General features: G+C 66.7%; 15 protein-coding genes. 11 read left to right on the top strand and 4 right to left on the bottom strand.

Annotated elements, in window-relative coordinates:
- The first annotated feature begins 79 nt into the window (after positions 1–79).
- The 8 genes from ACZK4Z_RS20825 (at position 80) to ACZK4Z_RS20860 (ending at position 8,278) form a co-directional block, all read left to right on the top strand.
- Complete coding sequence (locus tag ACZK4Z_RS20825) at positions 80–1,006, top strand: phosphoribosylaminoimidazolesuccinocarboxamide synthase (RefSeq protein ID WP_032127159.1); 927 nt, start codon at positions 80–82, stop codon at positions 1,004–1,006.
- A 527-nt stretch (positions 1,007–1,533) separates the two neighbouring features.
- A complete protein-coding gene (locus tag ACZK4Z_RS20830) occupies positions 1,534–2,019 on the top strand; it encodes an Mpo1 family 2-hydroxy fatty acid dioxygenase (RefSeq protein WP_032127158.1) in 486 nt (161 codons plus the stop codon).
- Positions 2,020–2,352: 333 nt separating this feature from the next.
- Complete coding sequence (locus tag ACZK4Z_RS20835) at positions 2,353–5,184, top strand: monovalent cation/H+ antiporter subunit A (protein ID WP_032127157.1); 2,832 nt, start codon at positions 2,353–2,355, stop codon at positions 5,182–5,184.
- Entirely contained in the window at positions 5,184–5,576 is a 393-nt protein-coding gene (locus ACZK4Z_RS20840; RefSeq protein WP_032127156.1) for a Na+/H+ antiporter subunit C, read from the top strand. The genes ACZK4Z_RS20835 and ACZK4Z_RS20840 overlap by 1 nt, the downstream gene beginning before the upstream one ends.
- Positions 5,573–7,108: a monovalent cation/H+ antiporter subunit D gene (locus ACZK4Z_RS20845; RefSeq protein ID WP_049401675.1), complete on the top strand. Its 1,536-nt coding sequence runs from the start codon at positions 5,573–5,575 to the stop codon at positions 7,106–7,108. The genes ACZK4Z_RS20840 and ACZK4Z_RS20845 overlap by 4 nt, the downstream gene beginning before the upstream one ends.
- Positions 7,105–7,611: a Na+/H+ antiporter subunit E gene (locus ACZK4Z_RS20850; RefSeq protein WP_049401676.1), complete on the top strand. Its 507-nt coding sequence runs from the start codon at positions 7,105–7,107 to the stop codon at positions 7,609–7,611. Before ACZK4Z_RS20845 ends, ACZK4Z_RS20850 begins: the two co-directional genes overlap by 4 nt.
- On the top strand, positions 7,608–7,892 hold the full coding sequence (locus ACZK4Z_RS20855) for a K+/H+ antiporter subunit F (RefSeq protein ID WP_005411334.1): 285 nt from the start codon (positions 7,608–7,610) through the stop codon (positions 7,890–7,892). The genes ACZK4Z_RS20850 and ACZK4Z_RS20855 overlap by 4 nt, the downstream gene beginning before the upstream one ends.
- Positions 7,889–8,278 (top strand): Na+/H+ antiporter subunit G, encoded by a 390-nt coding sequence (locus ACZK4Z_RS20860; RefSeq protein WP_049401677.1) that lies wholly within the window; start codon positions 7,889–7,891, stop codon positions 8,276–8,278. Before ACZK4Z_RS20855 ends, ACZK4Z_RS20860 begins: the two co-directional genes overlap by 4 nt.
- 617 nt (positions 8,279–8,895) lie before the next feature.
- Here ACZK4Z_RS20860 and ACZK4Z_RS20865 read toward each other — a convergent pair.
- Positions 8,896–9,861 carry a sodium:calcium antiporter gene (locus ACZK4Z_RS20865; RefSeq protein WP_032127153.1) on the bottom strand — a complete coding sequence of 322 codons (966 nt, stop codon included), beginning with the start codon at positions 9,859–9,861 and terminating at the stop codon, positions 8,896–8,898.
- A gap of 73 nt (positions 9,862–9,934) precedes the next feature.
- A complete protein-coding gene (locus ACZK4Z_RS20870) occupies positions 9,935–10,591 on the bottom strand; it encodes a hypothetical protein (RefSeq protein ID WP_125894221.1) in 657 nt (218 codons plus the stop codon).
- 125 nt (positions 10,592–10,716) lie between these two features.
- On the opposite strand from ACZK4Z_RS20870, the gene ACZK4Z_RS20875 reads away from it, so the two are divergent.
- The gene (locus ACZK4Z_RS20875) at positions 10,717–11,265 is read left to right on the top strand and encodes a hypothetical protein (RefSeq protein WP_125894223.1); all 549 of its coding nucleotides are present in this window, start codon (positions 10,717–10,719) and stop codon (positions 11,263–11,265) included.
- Between the two features lie 81 nt (positions 11,266–11,346).
- On the opposite strand, the gene hmgA is transcribed toward ACZK4Z_RS20875, so the two are convergent.
- Complete coding sequence (hmgA, locus tag ACZK4Z_RS20880) at positions 11,347–12,654, bottom strand: homogentisate 1,2-dioxygenase (protein ID WP_125894225.1); 1,308 nt, start codon at positions 12,652–12,654, stop codon at positions 11,347–11,349.
- 104 nt (positions 12,655–12,758) lie between these two features.
- The gene (gene hppD / locus ACZK4Z_RS20885; protein WP_182266825.1) at positions 12,759–13,871 is read right to left on the bottom strand and encodes a 4-hydroxyphenylpyruvate dioxygenase; all 1,113 of its coding nucleotides are present in this window, start codon (positions 13,869–13,871) and stop codon (positions 12,759–12,761) included.
- A gap of 129 nt (positions 13,872–14,000) precedes the next feature.
- Here hppD and ACZK4Z_RS20890 point away from each other — a divergent pair, with 129 nt between their 5' ends.
- Together ACZK4Z_RS20890 and ACZK4Z_RS20895 are read left to right on the top strand one after the other, a co-directional pair.
- Positions 14,001–14,495, top strand: coding sequence for a MarR family winged helix-turn-helix transcriptional regulator (locus ACZK4Z_RS20890; protein WP_125894227.1), 495 nt, complete (start codon positions 14,001–14,003; stop codon positions 14,493–14,495).
- 381 nt (positions 14,496–14,876) lie between these two features.
- Positions 14,877–15,932 (top strand): PDDEXK nuclease domain-containing protein, encoded by a 1,056-nt coding sequence (locus ACZK4Z_RS20895; RefSeq protein ID WP_125894229.1) that lies wholly within the window; start codon positions 14,877–14,879, stop codon positions 15,930–15,932.
- The last annotated feature ends 26 nt before the right edge of the window (positions 15,933–15,958 follow it).

Raw genomic sequence — 15,958 nt, forward strand, 5'->3', positions numbered from 1 at the left:
ACACTAGGCCGCCCGCTGGTCAGCGGGCCCGCCGGGTCCGTTGGGCAGCAGCCGTATCGACAACGCCCCAGGAGTGCCCGTGCCAACCACGCTGTTGCAATCCGATCTCCCCGGCCTGCCCTTGCGCCATCGCGGCAAGGTGCGTGATGTGTTCGATATCCCGCGCGAGCGGCTGCCAGCAGGGACCCCGCCGGGCGACTACCTGCTGATGGTGGCCACCGATCGCCTGTCGGCGTTCGACGTGGTCCTGCCCGACCCGATTCCGGGCAAGGGCGAGATGCTCTGCCAGGTCTCCAACTTCTGGTTCGCCAAGACCGCGCACCTGATGCCCAACCACCTGACCGGCATCGACGTGGCCAGCGTGCTGCCCGAAGGCGTGGACCCGGCCCTGTACGCCAAGCGCGCGGTGGTCACCCGCAAGCTGAAGCCGGTGCCGGTGGAAGCGATCGCCCGCGGCTACCTGATCGGCAGCGGCTGGAAGGACTACCAGCGCACCGGCAAGGTCAGCGGCATCGACCTGCCCGACGGCCTGCGCCAGGCCGAGCAGCTGCCCGAGCCGATCTTCACCCCCTCGACCAAGGCCGCCGTGGGCGACCATGACGAGAACATCGATTTCGATGCGATGGTGAAGCAGGTCGGTGCCGAGATGGCCGAGCGCGTGCGCGATGCCACCCTGCGCATCTACAAGTTCGCCGCCGAATACGCCCGCGAGCGCGGCATCATCCTGGCCGATACCAAGTTCGAGTTCGGTACCGACGCCGATGGCCGCCTGTACATCATGGACGAGATGCTGACGCCGGATTCCTCGCGTTACTGGCCGGCCGACGAGTACGAAGTGGGCACCAGCCCGCCGAGCTACGACAAGCAGTTCGTGCGCGATTACCTGGAGACGCTGGACTGGGGCAAGACCGCCCCGGGCCCGACCATCCCGGCCGAGATCATCGAGCGCACCCGCGCCAAGTACGCCGAGGCGCTGCAGCGCCTGGCCGGGATCAGCGTCGACTGATGCCCTGCGCCCCCCGCCGGTCTGGCTGGGGGCGTTCTGAATGCGGTAGTGCCGGCCGCTGGCCGGCAACCTCGCGAACCTGCAGCCAGGCATGGCCTGGCTCTACTGCCGGTTGCCTGGGGTGGTGCCGGCCGCTGGCCGGCAACCTCGCGAACCTGCAGCCAGGCATGGCCTGGCTCTACTGACGGTTGCCTGGGGGTAGTGCCGGCCGCTGGCCGGCAACCTCGCGAACCTGCAGCCAGGCATGGCCTGGCTCTACTGCCGGTTGCCTGGGGGTAGTGCCGGCCGCTGGCCGGCAGCCTCGCAAGCCTGCAGCCAGGCATGGCCTGGCTCTACTGACGGTTGCCTGGGGGTAGTGCCGGCCGCTGGCCGGCAGCCTCGCAAGCCTGCAGCCAGGCATGGCCTGGCTCTACTGACGGTTGCCTGGGGGTAGTGCCGGCCGCTGGCCGGCAACCTCGCGAACTCGGCTATGCTCTGGATTGCCGGCCAGCGGCCGGCACTACCGTTGTCCGAGGAAGCAACGCAGCATGCAGACATCCACCGAGCTTGCGCGGCCGATCGACCGCTATTTCGCCAGCTACTCCGACGACCACCGCAATCTGATCAACCAGCGCATCCACGTGGTGGCGGTGCCGGCGATCCTGTGGTCGGTGGTGGCCCTGCTGTGGTGCCTGCCGCCGCTGATCACCTGGTTCCAGTACGGCATCTGGTCGGCGTTCGCGATGTTCAGCGCCTGGTGCTTCTACAACAAGCTGTCGCGCCCGCTGGGCATCGGCATGCTCATCCAGTTCTTCGTATTCGGCTGCCTGTGCAGGCTGCTGGAGGCCGAGATCGGCCTGCATAACCTGTTCTGGCTGGCGGTGGGCGTATTCGTGGTGGCCTGGATCGCGCAGTTCATCGGTCACAAGTTCGAGGGCCGCAAGCCCAGCTTCCTGACCGACCTGACCTACCTGCTGATCGGCCCGGCCTGGGTGATGGCCAAGTTCTACCGCAAGCTCGACTGGCGCTACTGACCTGCCCGTGGCCGACGCTGCCCCTCGTTTCCTGAACGGGCAGATTCCGTCACCCGCACTCCACGACGGCCCTGCCAGCCTGCACCGGTGATCCGTTCCCCACCTCCCGCCCGTCGACGGCAGCCCCTGTGCGACAGGGCCTGCGGTCTCCCTGCGTCGGCGTAGGGTGTCCCCCGAGAGCAACCGCGGAGGGACCGCAGCAACGTGATGCTGCGCTGCAGAAAAAATGAATCAGCGGACGTTACATGCAATTGATCGCTGTTCGATGGGTTTCGGCGACATTTCGCAGCCTGTTATCCTCCCTGACCTGCTCGTGAATCATGGATTCCCTGCATGCTCCCCAGCCTGCCCCTGCTGCTGGCCCTGCCGTTCCTGATGGCAGCGGCTGTTGCGGCCTTCCCCCGTAGTTCGCGCTCGACTGCTGCCTGGCTGGCGGCGCTGGCGCCGTTGGGCGGGCTGGCCATCCTCGGCTGGCTGACCCCGTCGGTGCTCGATGGCCAGGTGGTCCGCACCCTGGTGCCCTGGCTGCCGCAGATCGGCCTGGACTTCACCCTGCGCCTGGACGGCCTGGCCTGGATGTTCGCCGGGCTGGTGCTCGGCATCGGCGCGCTGGTGGTGCTGTATGCGCGCTACTACCTGAGCCAGCAGGACAACGCCCACCGCTTCTACTGCTACCTGCTGCTGTTCATGGGCGCCATGCTGGGCATGGTGCTGTCGGGCAACCTGCTGTTGCTGATGATCTTCTGGGAAATGACCAGCATCAGCTCGTTCCTGCTGATCGGCTTCTGGTCGCACCGCCAGGACGCCCGCGAAGGCGCACGCATGGCGCTGGTGATCACCGGCGGCGGTGGCCTGGCCCTGCTCGGTGGCGTGCTGCTGATCGGCCGCATCGTCGGCAGCTTCGACCTGGACGTGGTGCTGGCCGCCGGCGAGCAGATCCGCGCCAGCGCGCTGTACCCGTACGCACTGTTCCTGGTGCTGGCCGGCATCTTCACCAAGAGCGCGCAGTTCCCGTTCCACTTCTGGCTGCCGCACGCGATGGCGGCGCCGACCCCGGTCTCTGCCTACCTGCACTCGGCCACCATGGTGAAGGCCGGTGTGTTCCTGCTGGCGCGGCTGCACCCGGCACTGGCCGGCAGCGACCTGTTCTTCTACACGGTCAGCGGCATCGGCGCGCTGACCCTGCTGATCGGCGCCTGGAACGCGATCTTCCAGCACGACCTGAAAGGCCTGCTGGCGTACTCGACCATTTCCCATCTGGGCCTGATCACCCTGCTGTTCGGCCTGTCCACGCCGATGGCGGTGGTGGCCGGCGTGTTCCACATCCTCAACCACGCCACCTTCAAGGCCTCGCTGTTCATGGCCGCCGGCATCATCGACCACGAAACCGGCACCCGTGACATGCGCAAGCTGGGTGGCCTGCGCAAACTGATGCCATTCACCAGCGCGCTGGCGATCATCGCCTCGCTGGCGATGGCCGGCATCCCGTTGCTCAACGGCTTCCTGTCCAAGGAAATGCTGTTCGCCGAAGCGCTGACCGCCGGTGGCGGCCCGGGCGCGATGCGCACGGCCGTATCGATCGCGGCGCTGCTGGCCGGTGTGTTCGGCGTGGCCTACAGCCTGCGCTTCGTGCACGACACCTTCTTCGGCCCCGGCCCGCACGACCTCGACCGCGTGCCGCATGAGCCGCCGCGCTGGATGAAGGTGCCGGTGGAACTGCTGGTGGTGATCTGCGTGGCGGTGGGCATCGCCCCGGCACTGACCGTGGCGCCAGTGCTGCATGCCGCTGCGGCCTCGATCCTCGGCAACGCCATGCCCGAGTACAGCCTGGCCGTATGGCACGGCTTCAACCTGCCGCTGGCGATGAGCGCGATCGGCGTGGTCGGTGGCGTGGCGCTGTACTTCGGCCTGCGCAAGCTGATCAACCTGCACGGGGTGGAAACCCGCACCACCGGCCGCAACGTGTTCCATGCGCAGCTGGATGCCCTTTCCGCGCTGGCCATGCGCCTGACCAACGGCATCGCCAATGGCAGCCTGCAGCGCATGCTGCTGGGCCTGGTGCTGGTGGCGATCGCGGTCGCCGCCGCGCCGTTCGTGGCCAACCCGGCCTCGCCGAACTGGACCGCGCCGCAGCCGATCCCGCTGCTGGGCTGGGTGCTGTGGCTGGTGATGATGGCCTGCGCCGTTGCCACCCTCCGTGTCTACAAGCAGCGCCTGCTGGCGGTGCTGCTGGTCGGCGGCGTTGGCCTGATGGTGGCGCTGACCTTCGTGTTCCTGTCCGCACCGGACCTGGCGCTGACCCAGCTGCTGGTGGAGATGGTGACCCTGGTGCTGATGCTGCTGGGCATGAACTACCTGCCCGCGCAGTCCGGGCCGGAGCGGCCGCGCTGGCGCAAGCGCCGCGATGCGGTGATCGCGATCATCGCCGGCGCCGGCCTGGGTGCGCTGGCCTATTCGGCGATGACGCTGCCGCCGAACACCATGGCCGGCGAGCTGCTCGCCCGTGCCCTGCCCGAGGCCTACGGCCAGAATGTGGTCAACGTGATCCTGGTCGACTTCCGCGGCTTCGATACCTTCGGCGAGATCACCGTGTTCGGCATCGCCGCACTGGTGGTGCATGCGCTGCTGCGTCGCACGCGGATGGCGCCGGAGCAGATCATGCCCGGCCCACCGATCAAGCTGCCGGTGCCGGCCGACCTGGCGCAGATCATGTTCCCGCTGACCCTGACCGTATCGATCTTCCTGTTCCTGCGCGGCCACAACGCGCCGGGCGGTGGCTTCATCGCCGGCCTGGTGCTGGCGGTGCCGCTGCTGATCCAGTACGTGATCCAGGGCACCGCGTCGGTGGAGTCGCGCTTCGGCTTCGACTACATCCGCTGCATCGGCATGGGCCTGTTGATCGCCCTGCTCAGCGGCAGCGCGTCGATGCTGTTCGGCGTGCCGTTCCTGACCAGCGGCCACCTCGACCTGCACCTGCCGCTGATCGGCGACGTGCCGCTGGCGAGTGCGATCGGCTTCGACATCGGCGTCTATCTGGTGGTGTTCGGTGGCGCCATGCTGATGCTGTCGATGATGGGCACGATCAAGCCGTCGCGTACCCGCACTGCCCGCAAGGGTGAGATCGACCTGCAACGCCGTTCGGCACGCACCGGGGAGATGCACTGATGGAACTGGCCCTGGCTACCGCGATCGGCGTACTGACCGCCATCGGCATCTACCTGCTGCTGCGTGCGCGCAGCTTCGATGTGATCCTCGGCATGACCTTCCTGTCCTACGCCACCAACCTGCTGATCTTCGCCGGTGGCCGCGTGGTGCTGGGCAAGGCACCGGTGCTGCAGGAAGGCGTGGACAGTCACCTGGGCAACTACACCGATCCGCTGCCACAGGCGCTGGTGCTGACCGCGATCGTGATCGCCTTCGCGATGACCGCGGTCAGCATCGTGCTGGCCATGCGCAGCCGCAGCGACAACCACAGCGATCATGTGGACGCCCACGAGCCGGATGACGACCTGCAGGATGAGCGCATGCTGCCGCGCCAGGGAGAGGACCGCGCATGAACCACCTGGTGATCCTGCCCATCCTGATTCCGCTGCTGGGTGCTGCACTGTCGCTGTTCGTCGAACACCGCCGGTATGGCCCCAAGGTGCAGCGCGCGGTGGCCTGGACTGCCCTGTCGGCGCTGGCGCTGGCGGTGGGCCTGCTGTTTGCCGCCACCGCCACTGGTGAGATCAACGTCTACCTGCTCGGCGACTGGCCGTCGCGTCTGGGCATCGCGCTGGTGGCCGACCGGCTGTCGGCGTGGATGCTGCTGACCACCCTGCTGCTGGCCATTCCCTGCCTGCTGCATGCCTGCTCGGGCTGGGACCGTCGCGCACCACACTTCCATGCACTGTTCCAGTTCCAGCTGGTCGGCCTGAATGGCGCATTCCTGACCGGCGACATCTTCAACCTGTTCGTGTTCTTCGAGGTGATGCTGATCGCCTCCTACGGCCTGCTGCTCAGTGGCGGCCGCGGCCTGCGCATGCGCATCGGCCTGCACTACGTGGTGTTCAACGTCACCGCCTCGACCCTGTTCCTGATCGCACTGGGCCTGCTGTACGCCTCGCTGGGCTCGCTGAACATGGCCGAGCTGTCGCAGCGCATTGCCGAGGTGCCGCCGGCGCAGCTGACGCTGGTAAAGGCCACGATGGGCCTGTTGCTGCTGGTGTTCTGCGCCAAGGCTGCACTGATGCCGCTGTACCTGTGGCTGCCGGAAGCCTATTCGCGCGCACCGGCCGCCGTGGCCGCCCTGTTCGCGATCATGACCAAGGTCGGCCTGTACTCGGTGCTGCGCATCCAGATGCTGTGGTTCGGCGACGATGCCGGTGCGATGGCCGGCTATGGCCGCGACTGGCTGCTGTGGGCCGGCGTGGCAACGCTGGTGCTTGGCGGCCTCGGTGCGCTGGCCGCGACCCGCCTGCGCGTGCTGATCTCGTATCTGGTAATCGTCTCGGCGGCCACGCTGTTCATCGCCTTCTCGGTAGGCACGCCGCAGGTGCTGTCCGCCGGCCTGTACTACCTGCCACACAGCAGCTTCGTCGCCGCCGCACTGTTCCTGATTGCCGACCTGATCCGCCGCCGCCGCGGTGGCGCCAGCGACCGCAAGGAAGTGGTCGCGCCGATGCCGGGCAAGGAAACGCCGGCGGTGCTGTTCCTGATCGGCGCGGTGTCCGTGGCCGGCCTGCCGCCGCTGTCCGGCTTCCTGGCCAAGGCCGCACTGCTGGCCGGCATGCCGGCGCAGTACACCGCCCCGGTGTGGACGGCAGTGCTGGTAAGCAGCCTGCTGGTGATCATGGGCCTGACCCGTGGCGGCATCCGCCTGTTCTGGCGCGTGCCGCCGGTCGAGGCCGATGCACCGAAGCCGCGCAAGGCACGCCTGCGCCGGGTCGAGCTGTACGCGGCCTGCATCCTGCTGGCCTACGGCATCGGCATGACACTGGCCGCCGCGCCACTGATGCGCTACACCGACGCCACCGCCGCACAGCTGCTGCACCCCAGCGAGTACGTGCAGCAGTTGCGCGCGACCACGCCGGAGATCCGCCAGCCATGACCGCCCAGCGCTCCCTGTTCCGTCGCGTCATTCCCTCGCCGATGCTCAGCATCATGGTGGTGGCGTTCTGGCTGCTGATGTCCGACAGCTTCACCCTCGGCCAGTTCGTGCTGGGGCTGGTGCTGGGCGTGGTGGTGCCGCTGTTCGCCGCGCGCCTGGACCGCGAGTTCGCCCGCATCGGTACCCTGCGCCCGCTGCCCAAGCTGCTGTGCGTGACCCTGTGGGACATCCTGATGTCCAACATCCGCGTCGCCGTGCAGGTGCTGGGCCCGGAGAAGAACATCCATCCGGGCTTCATCTGGCTGCCGCTGGACATCGCCAACATCCACGGCATCGCCGCGCTGACCAGCATGATCACGCTGACCCCGGGCACGGTCTCGGCCGCGCTCAGTGACGACCGCAAGTTCCTGCTGGTGCACGTGCTGCACCTGGAGGACCCACAGGACCTGATCGATACGATCAAGCGCCGTTACGAGGCGCCGTTGATGGAGATCTTCCCATGACCGGTTTTGAAGTCATCCAGACCACCCTGGTGGTGTGCATGCACGTGGTCGGCCTGGCCATGCTGCTGGCCACCTGGCGCCTGCTGCGCGGGCCGACCGTGCCCGACCGCATCCTCGCGCTGGACACGCTGTCGGTGACCGCGATCGCCGAGCTGATGCTGTTCGGCATGTACCTCAACTCGCCGATCTACTTCGAGGCGGCGCTGATCATCGCCATGCTCGGCTTCGGCAGCACCGTGGTGCTGAGCAAGTTCGTGCTGCGCCGGGACATCGTCGAATGATCACCGCGATCCAGATCGGCCTGTCGATCCTGCTGCTGTTCGGCTGCTTCTTCATCCTGGTCGGTGCATTGGGCCTGGTGAAGCTGTCCACGTTCTTCAAGCGGCTGCACGCACCGACCAAGGCCAGCACGCTGGGCGTGGGCTGCGTGCTGGTGTGCTCGGTGTGCTACCACATCTTTCTCGGCCAGGACCCGCAGCCGCGCGAGCTGCTGATCACCGTGTTCCTGTTCATCACCGCACCGATCAGCGCGCACATGATGGCCAAGGCCGCGCTGTCGCTGCTGATGGAAACCCGCCCCAGCCTGCCCGGCAACGAGCCGGCTGCTGAAGAGCAGCTGCCGCCGCCGGAACCGGTGCGGGAAGAAGAAACCACGCAGAACCGGTGAATCCGGTAGCGACCGACCTTGGTCGGCGCTTTGTTTCCCTGAGTGCCAACCAAGGTTGGCAGCTACCGCATCATCGGTGGGTGGACCGGTGGGTGCCGACCGTTGGTCAGCACGGAGCCAACCGCATCCACGCATGGCGTGGATCTACCGACCGCAATGCCCGGTGGCGGCCGACCTTGGTCGGCGCTTTGTTTCCCTGAGTGCCAACCAAGGTTGGCAGCTACCGGGTGATCGGTGGGTTGACCGGTGGGTGCCGACCGTTGGTCGGCACGGAGCCAACCGCATCCACGCGTGGCGTGGATCTACCGACCACAATGCCCGGTAGACGCCGACCTTGGTCGGCGCTTTGTTTCCCTGAGTGCCAACCGAGGTTGGCAGCTACCGCATCATCGGCGGGTTGACCGGTGGGTGCCGACCGTTGGTCGGCACGGAGCCAACCGCATCCACGCGTGGCGTGGATCTACCGACTGCAATGCCCGGTAGAGGCCGACCTTGGTCGGCGCTTTGTTTCCCTGAGTGCCAACCAAGGTTGGCAGCTACCGCATCATCGGCGAGGTGACCGGTAGGTGCCGACCTTGGTCGGCACGGAACCAACCGCATCCACGCATGGCGTGGATCTACAACGCCGGTGCGCCCACCAGCAGCAGCTCCAGCACGAACCAGCCCGCGAACGCGACCAGCAGGATCGCGCCTTCGCCGCGGCTGATCTTCAGGTCGCCGCGCAGCATGGGGTACAGCACCAGTGCGAAGGCCAGCAGCGCCGGCAATTCCAGGCGCACGAACGAGGCCGGCAGCGCCAGCGGCTGCAGTACGGCCATCGCACCAATCACCAGCAACAGGTTGACCACGCTGGAACCCAGCACGTGGCCCAGCACCATGTCGCCATGACCACGGCGTGCGGCAGCAATCGCGGTTGCCACCTCCGGCAGCGCGGTACCGATCGCGACCGGCAGCAGACCGACCAGTAGCGGTGTCCAACCCAGTGCAGTACCGAAGTCCGCTGCGGCCCCCACCACCAGGCGTGCGCCCCAGTACAGGGCCAGCGCGGCGATCAGCACCCGCAGTACATTCAACGGCAGGCTGGTTCGGCTCAGTGCGGACTCGGCGATGGCTGCCTGCACCTCCGCACTCTCGCTGCGACCACGGCGCAGCAGCAGCACCTGCACCACGATGAAGCCGGCCAGCAGCACGCCGCCCTCCCAGCGTGCCAGGCCACCATCAAGACCGAACAGGATCAGCAGCACGCCGGCCGCCAGCAGCGACCACCACAGCACCGTCTGCAGGCGCGCGCGCAGCAGCAGTGGCGCAGCCATGGCCGCCACGGCCAGGGTCAGGCCCAGGTTGACGATGCTGCTGCCCACCGCGTTGCCCAGCGCCAGCTCCGGCTGACCGACCGCCAGCGCGCGCGCGTTGACCGCCAGTTCCGGCAGCGAAGTGGTCACGCCGAGCAGCAACAGACCAGCCGTGAACGGACTGGCCCCGAAGCGTTGCGCCAAGCCGGACACGGCCTTGACGATGGAGTCCCCGCCCAGCGCCAGCAGCAGCAGGCCGAGCAGGAACCAGGCAATGGCAATGGCGATCATCGAGCACTCCCCCTGCGGTCGTGGCGCGATTCTACGCTGGCCCCGCGCGCATGGCTGGGCCGTGGATCAAGGATCAGCCACAGCCTTCCACATAATCGACCTGCGGGGTCTGCCCGACCCTCCACGCACCGACCCGGCCGTCCGCACCGAGTGCGAAATCGATCACCGCCCCACCCTCCTGCGCCGGACGCACGCGCAGGTGCTGGGCCTTCTCGTCGTACTTGTCGGGGCCGACGTCAGCGCGCTCGGGGTAAAGCACCTGCAGCTCACCCAGGGTCATGCCGACCTTGCCGCCACCTGGTGCGGTGATGGCTGCGCTGCGCACGTCGTAGCGCACCAGCTTGCGGCCTTCGATCATCAGGCGGGGGTCTTCGGCATTCTGCGGTCGCAGGAAATAGCAGCCATCGTTGCTGTCGTCGGCCGGCAGCGGTTTGCCACTGGCATCGGTGCCCAGCCCCTGCAACGGCGCGCCGAAGCCACTGCGGACCTCAGCGATGCCGGCGCCCAGCTTCGCGCCGGCGAAGCCCTCCAGGTGCGCGGGACTGTCCTCGCGGCGGTCATTGGCTGGACGGGCTGCCAGATCAGGATCCGTCGACTGCGCGGGCCCGGTAGCCGAGGCGGTTTCGGCCGGGGTATCGCTGCCGCTGCCGGCCGCCCCCTGCCTGTCGGAGCCAGCACTGCAGGCGGTGAGCGAAAGGAGCAACAGACCAGCAAGCGGAAGGTGCTTCATCGGTGCGGTTCCCTGGCACGAAGGTGGCTGCACGCTAGCCCATCCTGTGTGCAGGCGCTGCATTGTCATCGCGGTTTCATCGCCTTCGTTCAGGCTCGGCGAGCACCGACCTGGCCGTCCCTTCCATGCAACCGCGCAAGACCGATCTCGCCCGAACCGCGCTGCAGGCCCACCGCGCGCCGCTGGACATGCGCCAGCGCCGGCTGCTGATCCTGTGCGACGGCCAGCGCACCATTGCCGACCTGACCGGCCTGCTCGGCCAGGACGCACCTGCGATGGTCATCCAGCTTGTACAGGCGGGGTACCTGAGCACCGGTACTGCCGCCACGGCCGCACCGCCGTCGCCGGCACCCGCGGCAGCGCCGGTTCCGCCCGCACCACCAGCCGCGGCACCTGCGGCAACTCCGGCCACCGCAGTGGAGCGCCGCCGCTCGCTGGTAGCTGCGCGCATCTACGTGCTGGGCATCCTGGAAATGCAGCGCCATCCGCAGGCGGCGGCGCTGTTCCGCGACCTGCAGCAGGCACGCGCCGAAAGTGAAGTACTGCAGGTGCTGCACTCGGCCATGCAGTTGCTGCCCGGGCTGACCTCGGAGGGCTACTGCCAGCGCGTGCGCCAACGCCTGCTGGAAGCGCTGCCGCTGGAGCACTGCGACGCGTTCGTCGAGGTGGCGTAAGCGCAGGTTCCGGCGGAGAACATTCACGCATGGCGTGGATGCGATCAGGATCCGTGCCGACCAAGGTCGGCACCCACCAAGCTAGCGGGACGACCGGAAGTTGTTGCGCAGGCCGTTCCAGCACTGCTGGTAATCGCCCTGGCGATGGCCGGCGGCCAGCGCCTGTGCGGTCGGGCGGATCACCGCGCGGGTCTCGAACATGAAGGCCATCGTGTCCTTGATCACATCGGCCTTGGACAGGTCCGCATTGGAAGCCTTGTCGAAGGTCGGCGCGTCCGGGCCGTGGCCGCTCATGCAGTTGTGCAGCGACGCGCCACCCGGCACGAAGCCCTCTGCCTTGGCATCGTAGGCGCCATGCACCAGGCCCATGAACTCGCTGGCGATGTTGCGATGGAACCACGGCGGACGGAACGTGTTCTGCGCCACCAGCCAGCGTGGCGGGAAGATCGCGAAGTCCATGTTGCTGGTGCCGGGCGTGTCGCTGGGCGAATGCAGCACCAGGAAGATCGACGGATCCGGGTGGTCGTAGCTGATCGAACCGATGGTGTTGAAGCGGCGCAGGTCGTAGCGGTACGGCGCGTAATTGCCATGCCAGGCCACCACGTCCAGCGGCGAATGGTCGATCGGCGCACGCCACAGGCGGCCCTCGAACTTGGCGATCAGTTCGAAATCACCGTCGACATCCTCGAACGCCGCGTGCGGGGTTTCGAAGTCGCGCGGGTTGGCCAGGCCGTTGGACCCGATCGGACCGAGGTCCGGCAGTTTCAGCAGCGCACCGTAGTTTTCGCAGATATAGCCGCGGCTCGGGCCATCGGGCAGTTCGACGCGGAAGCGCACGCCGCGCGGGATCACCGCGATCTGCTGCGGCTCGATCTCGATCACGCCCAGCTCGGTCAGCAGGCGCAGGCCGCCCAGCTGCGGCACGATCAGCAGCTCGCCATCGGCATCGTAGAAGTAGCGGCCGACCATGTCGCGGTTGGCGGCGTAGAGGTGGATGCCCACGCCGGCATGCGCATCGGGCGAGCCGTTGCCGCCCATCGTGTACAGGCCCTCGACGAAGTCGGTCGGCAGTTCCGGCAGCGGCAGCGGGCTCCAGCGCAGCTGGTTCGGCGAAGCAGGCTGAGCGCCGAAATCACACTGCAGCTGCGACTGCGCGAACGGCGTGAATTCGCCATGGGTCACCGCCGGGCGGATCCGGTACAGCCAGCTGCGGCGGTTGCTGCCGCGCGGCGCGGTGAAGGCGGTGCCGGTCAGCTGTTCGGCGTACAGGCCGTGGGCCACCTTCTGCGGCGAGTTCTGCCCGACCGGCAGCGCGCCGGCGACGGCCTCGGTGGCGAATTCGTTGCCGAAACCGGACTGGTAGCCGCGGGTGGTGATGGCGGTGGACATGGGGGCTCCTGAAGAACGGCGAGACCGGAACGGGAAGCAGCCGAGCATGGCTCGGCTCTACAGATGAGCAGGCGCCGGGCATGACCCGGCGCTACCGTTGAACGTTACAGCACGCCGCGGCGGATCTGATCGCGCTCGATGCTTTCGAACAGCGCGGTGAAGTTGCCTTCGCCGAAGCCTTCGTTGCCCTTGCGCTGGATGATCTCGAAGAAGATCGGGCCGATGCAGTTCTGGGTGAAGATCTGCAGCAGCTTGCGCTGGTGGGTTTCCGGATCAGCGTCGATCAGGATCTTGTTCTTGGCCAGGCGCGCCACGTCTTCACCGTGGTTCGGCACGCGCTGATCGATCACGTCGAAGTAGGTCTCCGGCGTGTCGAGGAAGTCCACGCCCTGCGCACGCATCGCTTCGACGGTCTCGTAGATGTTCTCGGTGAAGCAGGCGATGTGCTGGATGCCTTCGCCCTTGTACGCGTCCAGGTACTCGTTGATCTGGCTCTTCGGGTCGGACGATTCATTCAGCGGAATGCGCACGATGCCGTCCGGCGCGGTCATCGCCTTGGACACCAGGCCGGTCTTCAGGCCCTTGATGTCGAAGTAGCGGATCTCGCGGAAGTTGAACAGGCGTTCGTAGTAGTCCGACCACTGCTGCATGTTGCCGAAGTACAGGTTGTGGGTCAGGTGGTCGATGAAGGTCAGGCCGAAGCCCACCGGGTGCAGGTCGGCACCGGCGATCGGCTCGTAGTCGCCGTCGAAGATGCTGCCAGCGCTGCCGTAGCGGTCGACCAGGTACAGCATGCAGTCGCCGATGCCCTTGATGACCGGCGCGTTGACCGCCTTGCTGTCCGGCTTGAAGGCGATGGCTTCGGCGCCGTTGCCCAGCGCGGTCTGGTAGACCTCCTGGCCCGGCTTCTTGAAGCGGATGGCGAAGCCGCAGGCGCACGGGCCGTGCTTTTCGGCGAAGTCCGAGGCGAACGAATCGGGGTCTTCGTTGACCAGGAAGTTGACGTCGCCCTGGCGATAGACGGTAATCGGACGCTGCTTGTGCTTGAGCACCGCGCTGAAGCCCATCTTCCGGAAGTACTCGTGCAGCTCCTGGCCACGGCCGGCCGGGGCGGCGAATTCGACGAACTCGAAGCCGTCGATGCCCATCGGGTTCTCGAAGGTGGTGACCTGCATGCCGGGGTTGGGGTGCGAGGCGGTCGGGACTGCGGTATTCATGGCGTGGCTCCGAATCGGTACCGCATCGGTACAAACCAGGTGCGGGCAGGTAGGGACCCGGCGAGAATGCAGGGTCTGGACCTACCCCTTATAGTTACACTTGAAACCACCAGCAAGGTGCACCGCAACATGAGCCCCGCCGATCCCGTTTCGACCCGCCTGCGTTCCTCGCACGTCCTGCTCGACCTGGAACAGTTCCTGCCGTACCGGCTGAGCGTGCTGTCCAACCGGGTCAGCGGCAACATCGCCAAGCTATACGGCGATCGTTACGGTCTGGCGATTCCCGAGTGGCGGGTGATCACCATCCTGGCGCTGTACCCGGGCTCCTCGGCCAGCGAGGTCTCCGACCGCACGGCGATGGACAAGGTGGCGGTCAGCCGTGCCGTGGCGCGCCTGCTGGAGCGCGGCTTCATCAAGCGCGAGACCCACGGCGACGACCGCCGCCGCTCGGTGCTGGCGCTGTCGGCGGCCGGCTTCGAGGTGTACGAGACCATCGCGCCGATGGTGATCGAGATCACCCGCAAACTGATGTCGGTGCTGAGCGAAGAGGAAGAGCAGGTGCTGGAAAGACTGATCCTTCGCCTGGCCGGCGAAGGCCTGGAGCGGATGGGCGAAGGGGTCTGAAAGAGAAAAAGGGGACGGAGGGGATTAAGTCGTTTTGGCCCCCAGATCGCGGGTTCCGACCCCGACCGGCAGCGGAACAGTGGCTGGGCGATTGTCGTCCGCCCCCTTTGATCTGACGGGACCCGCTCTTTGGCGGACTGCGGACCGACCGCAAACGATGCCATCGGACGCATTCCCCCCCCGCAGATCCCGTCCTGAAGTGTCGCCCTCGCCCGGCGACATTTCCGCATTGGCCCGATACGGCCCGTTTCCGCCAGGCTGGTGTATCGAAACGGGCTGATCCAGTGAATTCTCCTATTGGACTGCTCACGTGTGCGGCCTGACGGTAAACGTTCAACGGGTATCAGCCCGGCCATGGATCCACATCGGACGGGCCCCCTCATGGATGACTCGCATTCAACGCTGCCGCATGGCCAGAAATTGCTGGCCGATCTCAGAGAGCTGATCTGCGCGGCGCGCAACAGGATGCACAGAACCATCAACAGCGAGCTCACGCTGTTGTACTGGCGGATCGGGCGGCGCATCCACGCTGATCAGTTGAGGGGCCGACGGGCCCGCTACGGAGAGCTTGTCTTCACCCGGATAGCCAAGGCGCTGACGACCGAATTCGGTACCTCCTTCGGTGAAAAGAGCCTGCGCCGGATGGTGCAGTTCTCCACCGCATTTGCGGACGAGCAGATTGTCGTATCGCTGATACGACAATTGAGCTGGACCCACTTCATCGCACTGATCCCCCTGGCGGATCCGCTCAAGCGTGACTTCTATGCGCAGATGGCCGCCACCGAGGGCTGGAGTGTGCGCATGCTGCGCCAGCGCATCGATTCGATGTTGTACGAGCGCACGGCGCTTTCCAGTCAACCCGAGCAGACCATCGCCGATGAGTTGGCGGCACTGCGTGGCAACCAGCAGCTGTCTCCAGGGCTGGTACTGCGTGATCCCTACGTCCTGGATTTTCTTGGCCTGAAGGACAGCTGGGACGAGCAGGACCTTGAAAGCGCGATCCTTCGCGAGATGCAGGGCTTCCTGCTCGAACTTGGCACGGGCTTCAGTTTCGTCGCCCGCCAGAAGCGCATCCAGATCGACGGCGATGACTTCCACCTTGACCTGCTGTTCTACAACCGGCGTCTGCGCAGGCTGATCGCTATCGAGCTGAAGATCGGCGAGTTCAAGCCCGCCTATAAAGGGCAGATGGAACTCTACCTGCGCTGGCTGGACCGCTACGAACGTGAGGACGGCGAGCAGGCGCCGTTGGGCATCATCCTCTGCACGGGGAAAAAGGCGGGTCAGATCGAATTGCTGGAGCTGGATCGCTCAGGCATCCATGTTGCGGAATACCTGACCACGCTGCCCTCTCGTAAGGTCCTCAAGCAAAGACTGCAGACCGCCATGGAGCGGGCCCGGCAAAAGCTGCAGACCGCGGCACCCGGCCCCCTGTAGATCCACGCCGCGCGTGGATGGCGCTC

The sequence above is a fragment of the Stenotrophomonas sp. 71799_Sma genome (assembly GCF_056482505.1).

Bases quoted from the DNA above. Each gene is read 5' to 3' on its own strand.
- ACZK4Z_RS20830 (WP_032127158.1), top strand. From the start codon at position 1,534: ATGCAGACATCCACCGAGCTTGCGCGGCCGATCGACCGCTATTTCGCC.
- ACZK4Z_RS20835 (WP_032127157.1), top strand. From the start codon at position 2,353: ATGCTCCCCAGCCTGCCCCTGCTGCTGGCCCTGCCGTTCCTGATGGCA.
- ACZK4Z_RS20840 (WP_032127156.1), top strand. From the start codon at position 5,184: ATGGAACTGGCCCTGGCTACCGCGATCGGCGTACTGACCGCCATCGGC.
- ACZK4Z_RS20845 (WP_049401675.1), top strand. From the start codon at position 5,573: ATGAACCACCTGGTGATCCTGCCCATCCTGATTCCGCTGCTGGGTGCT.
- ACZK4Z_RS20850 (WP_049401676.1), top strand. From the start codon at position 7,105: ATGACCGCCCAGCGCTCCCTGTTCCGTCGCGTCATTCCCTCGCCGATG.
- ACZK4Z_RS20855 (WP_005411334.1), top strand. From the start codon at position 7,608: ATGACCGGTTTTGAAGTCATCCAGACCACCCTGGTGGTGTGCATGCAC.
- ACZK4Z_RS20860 (WP_049401677.1), top strand. From the start codon at position 7,889: ATGATCACCGCGATCCAGATCGGCCTGTCGATCCTGCTGCTGTTCGGC.
- ACZK4Z_RS20865 (WP_032127153.1), bottom strand. From the start codon at position 9,861: ATGATCGCCATTGCCATTGCCTGGTTCCTGCTCGGCCTGCTGCTGCTG.
- ACZK4Z_RS20870 (WP_125894221.1), bottom strand. From the start codon at position 10,591: ATGAAGCACCTTCCGCTTGCTGGTCTGTTGCTCCTTTCGCTCACCGCC.
- ACZK4Z_RS20875 (WP_125894223.1), top strand. From the start codon at position 10,717: ATGCAACCGCGCAAGACCGATCTCGCCCGAACCGCGCTGCAGGCCCAC.
- hmgA (WP_125894225.1), bottom strand. From the start codon at position 12,654: ATGTCCACCGCCATCACCACCCGCGGCTACCAGTCCGGTTTCGGCAAC.
- hppD (WP_182266825.1), bottom strand. From the start codon at position 13,871: ATGAATACCGCAGTCCCGACCGCCTCGCACCCCAACCCCGGCATGCAG.
- ACZK4Z_RS20890 (WP_125894227.1), top strand. From the start codon at position 14,001: ATGAGCCCCGCCGATCCCGTTTCGACCCGCCTGCGTTCCTCGCACGTC.
- ACZK4Z_RS20895 (WP_125894229.1), top strand. From the start codon at position 14,877: ATGGATGACTCGCATTCAACGCTGCCGCATGGCCAGAAATTGCTGGCC.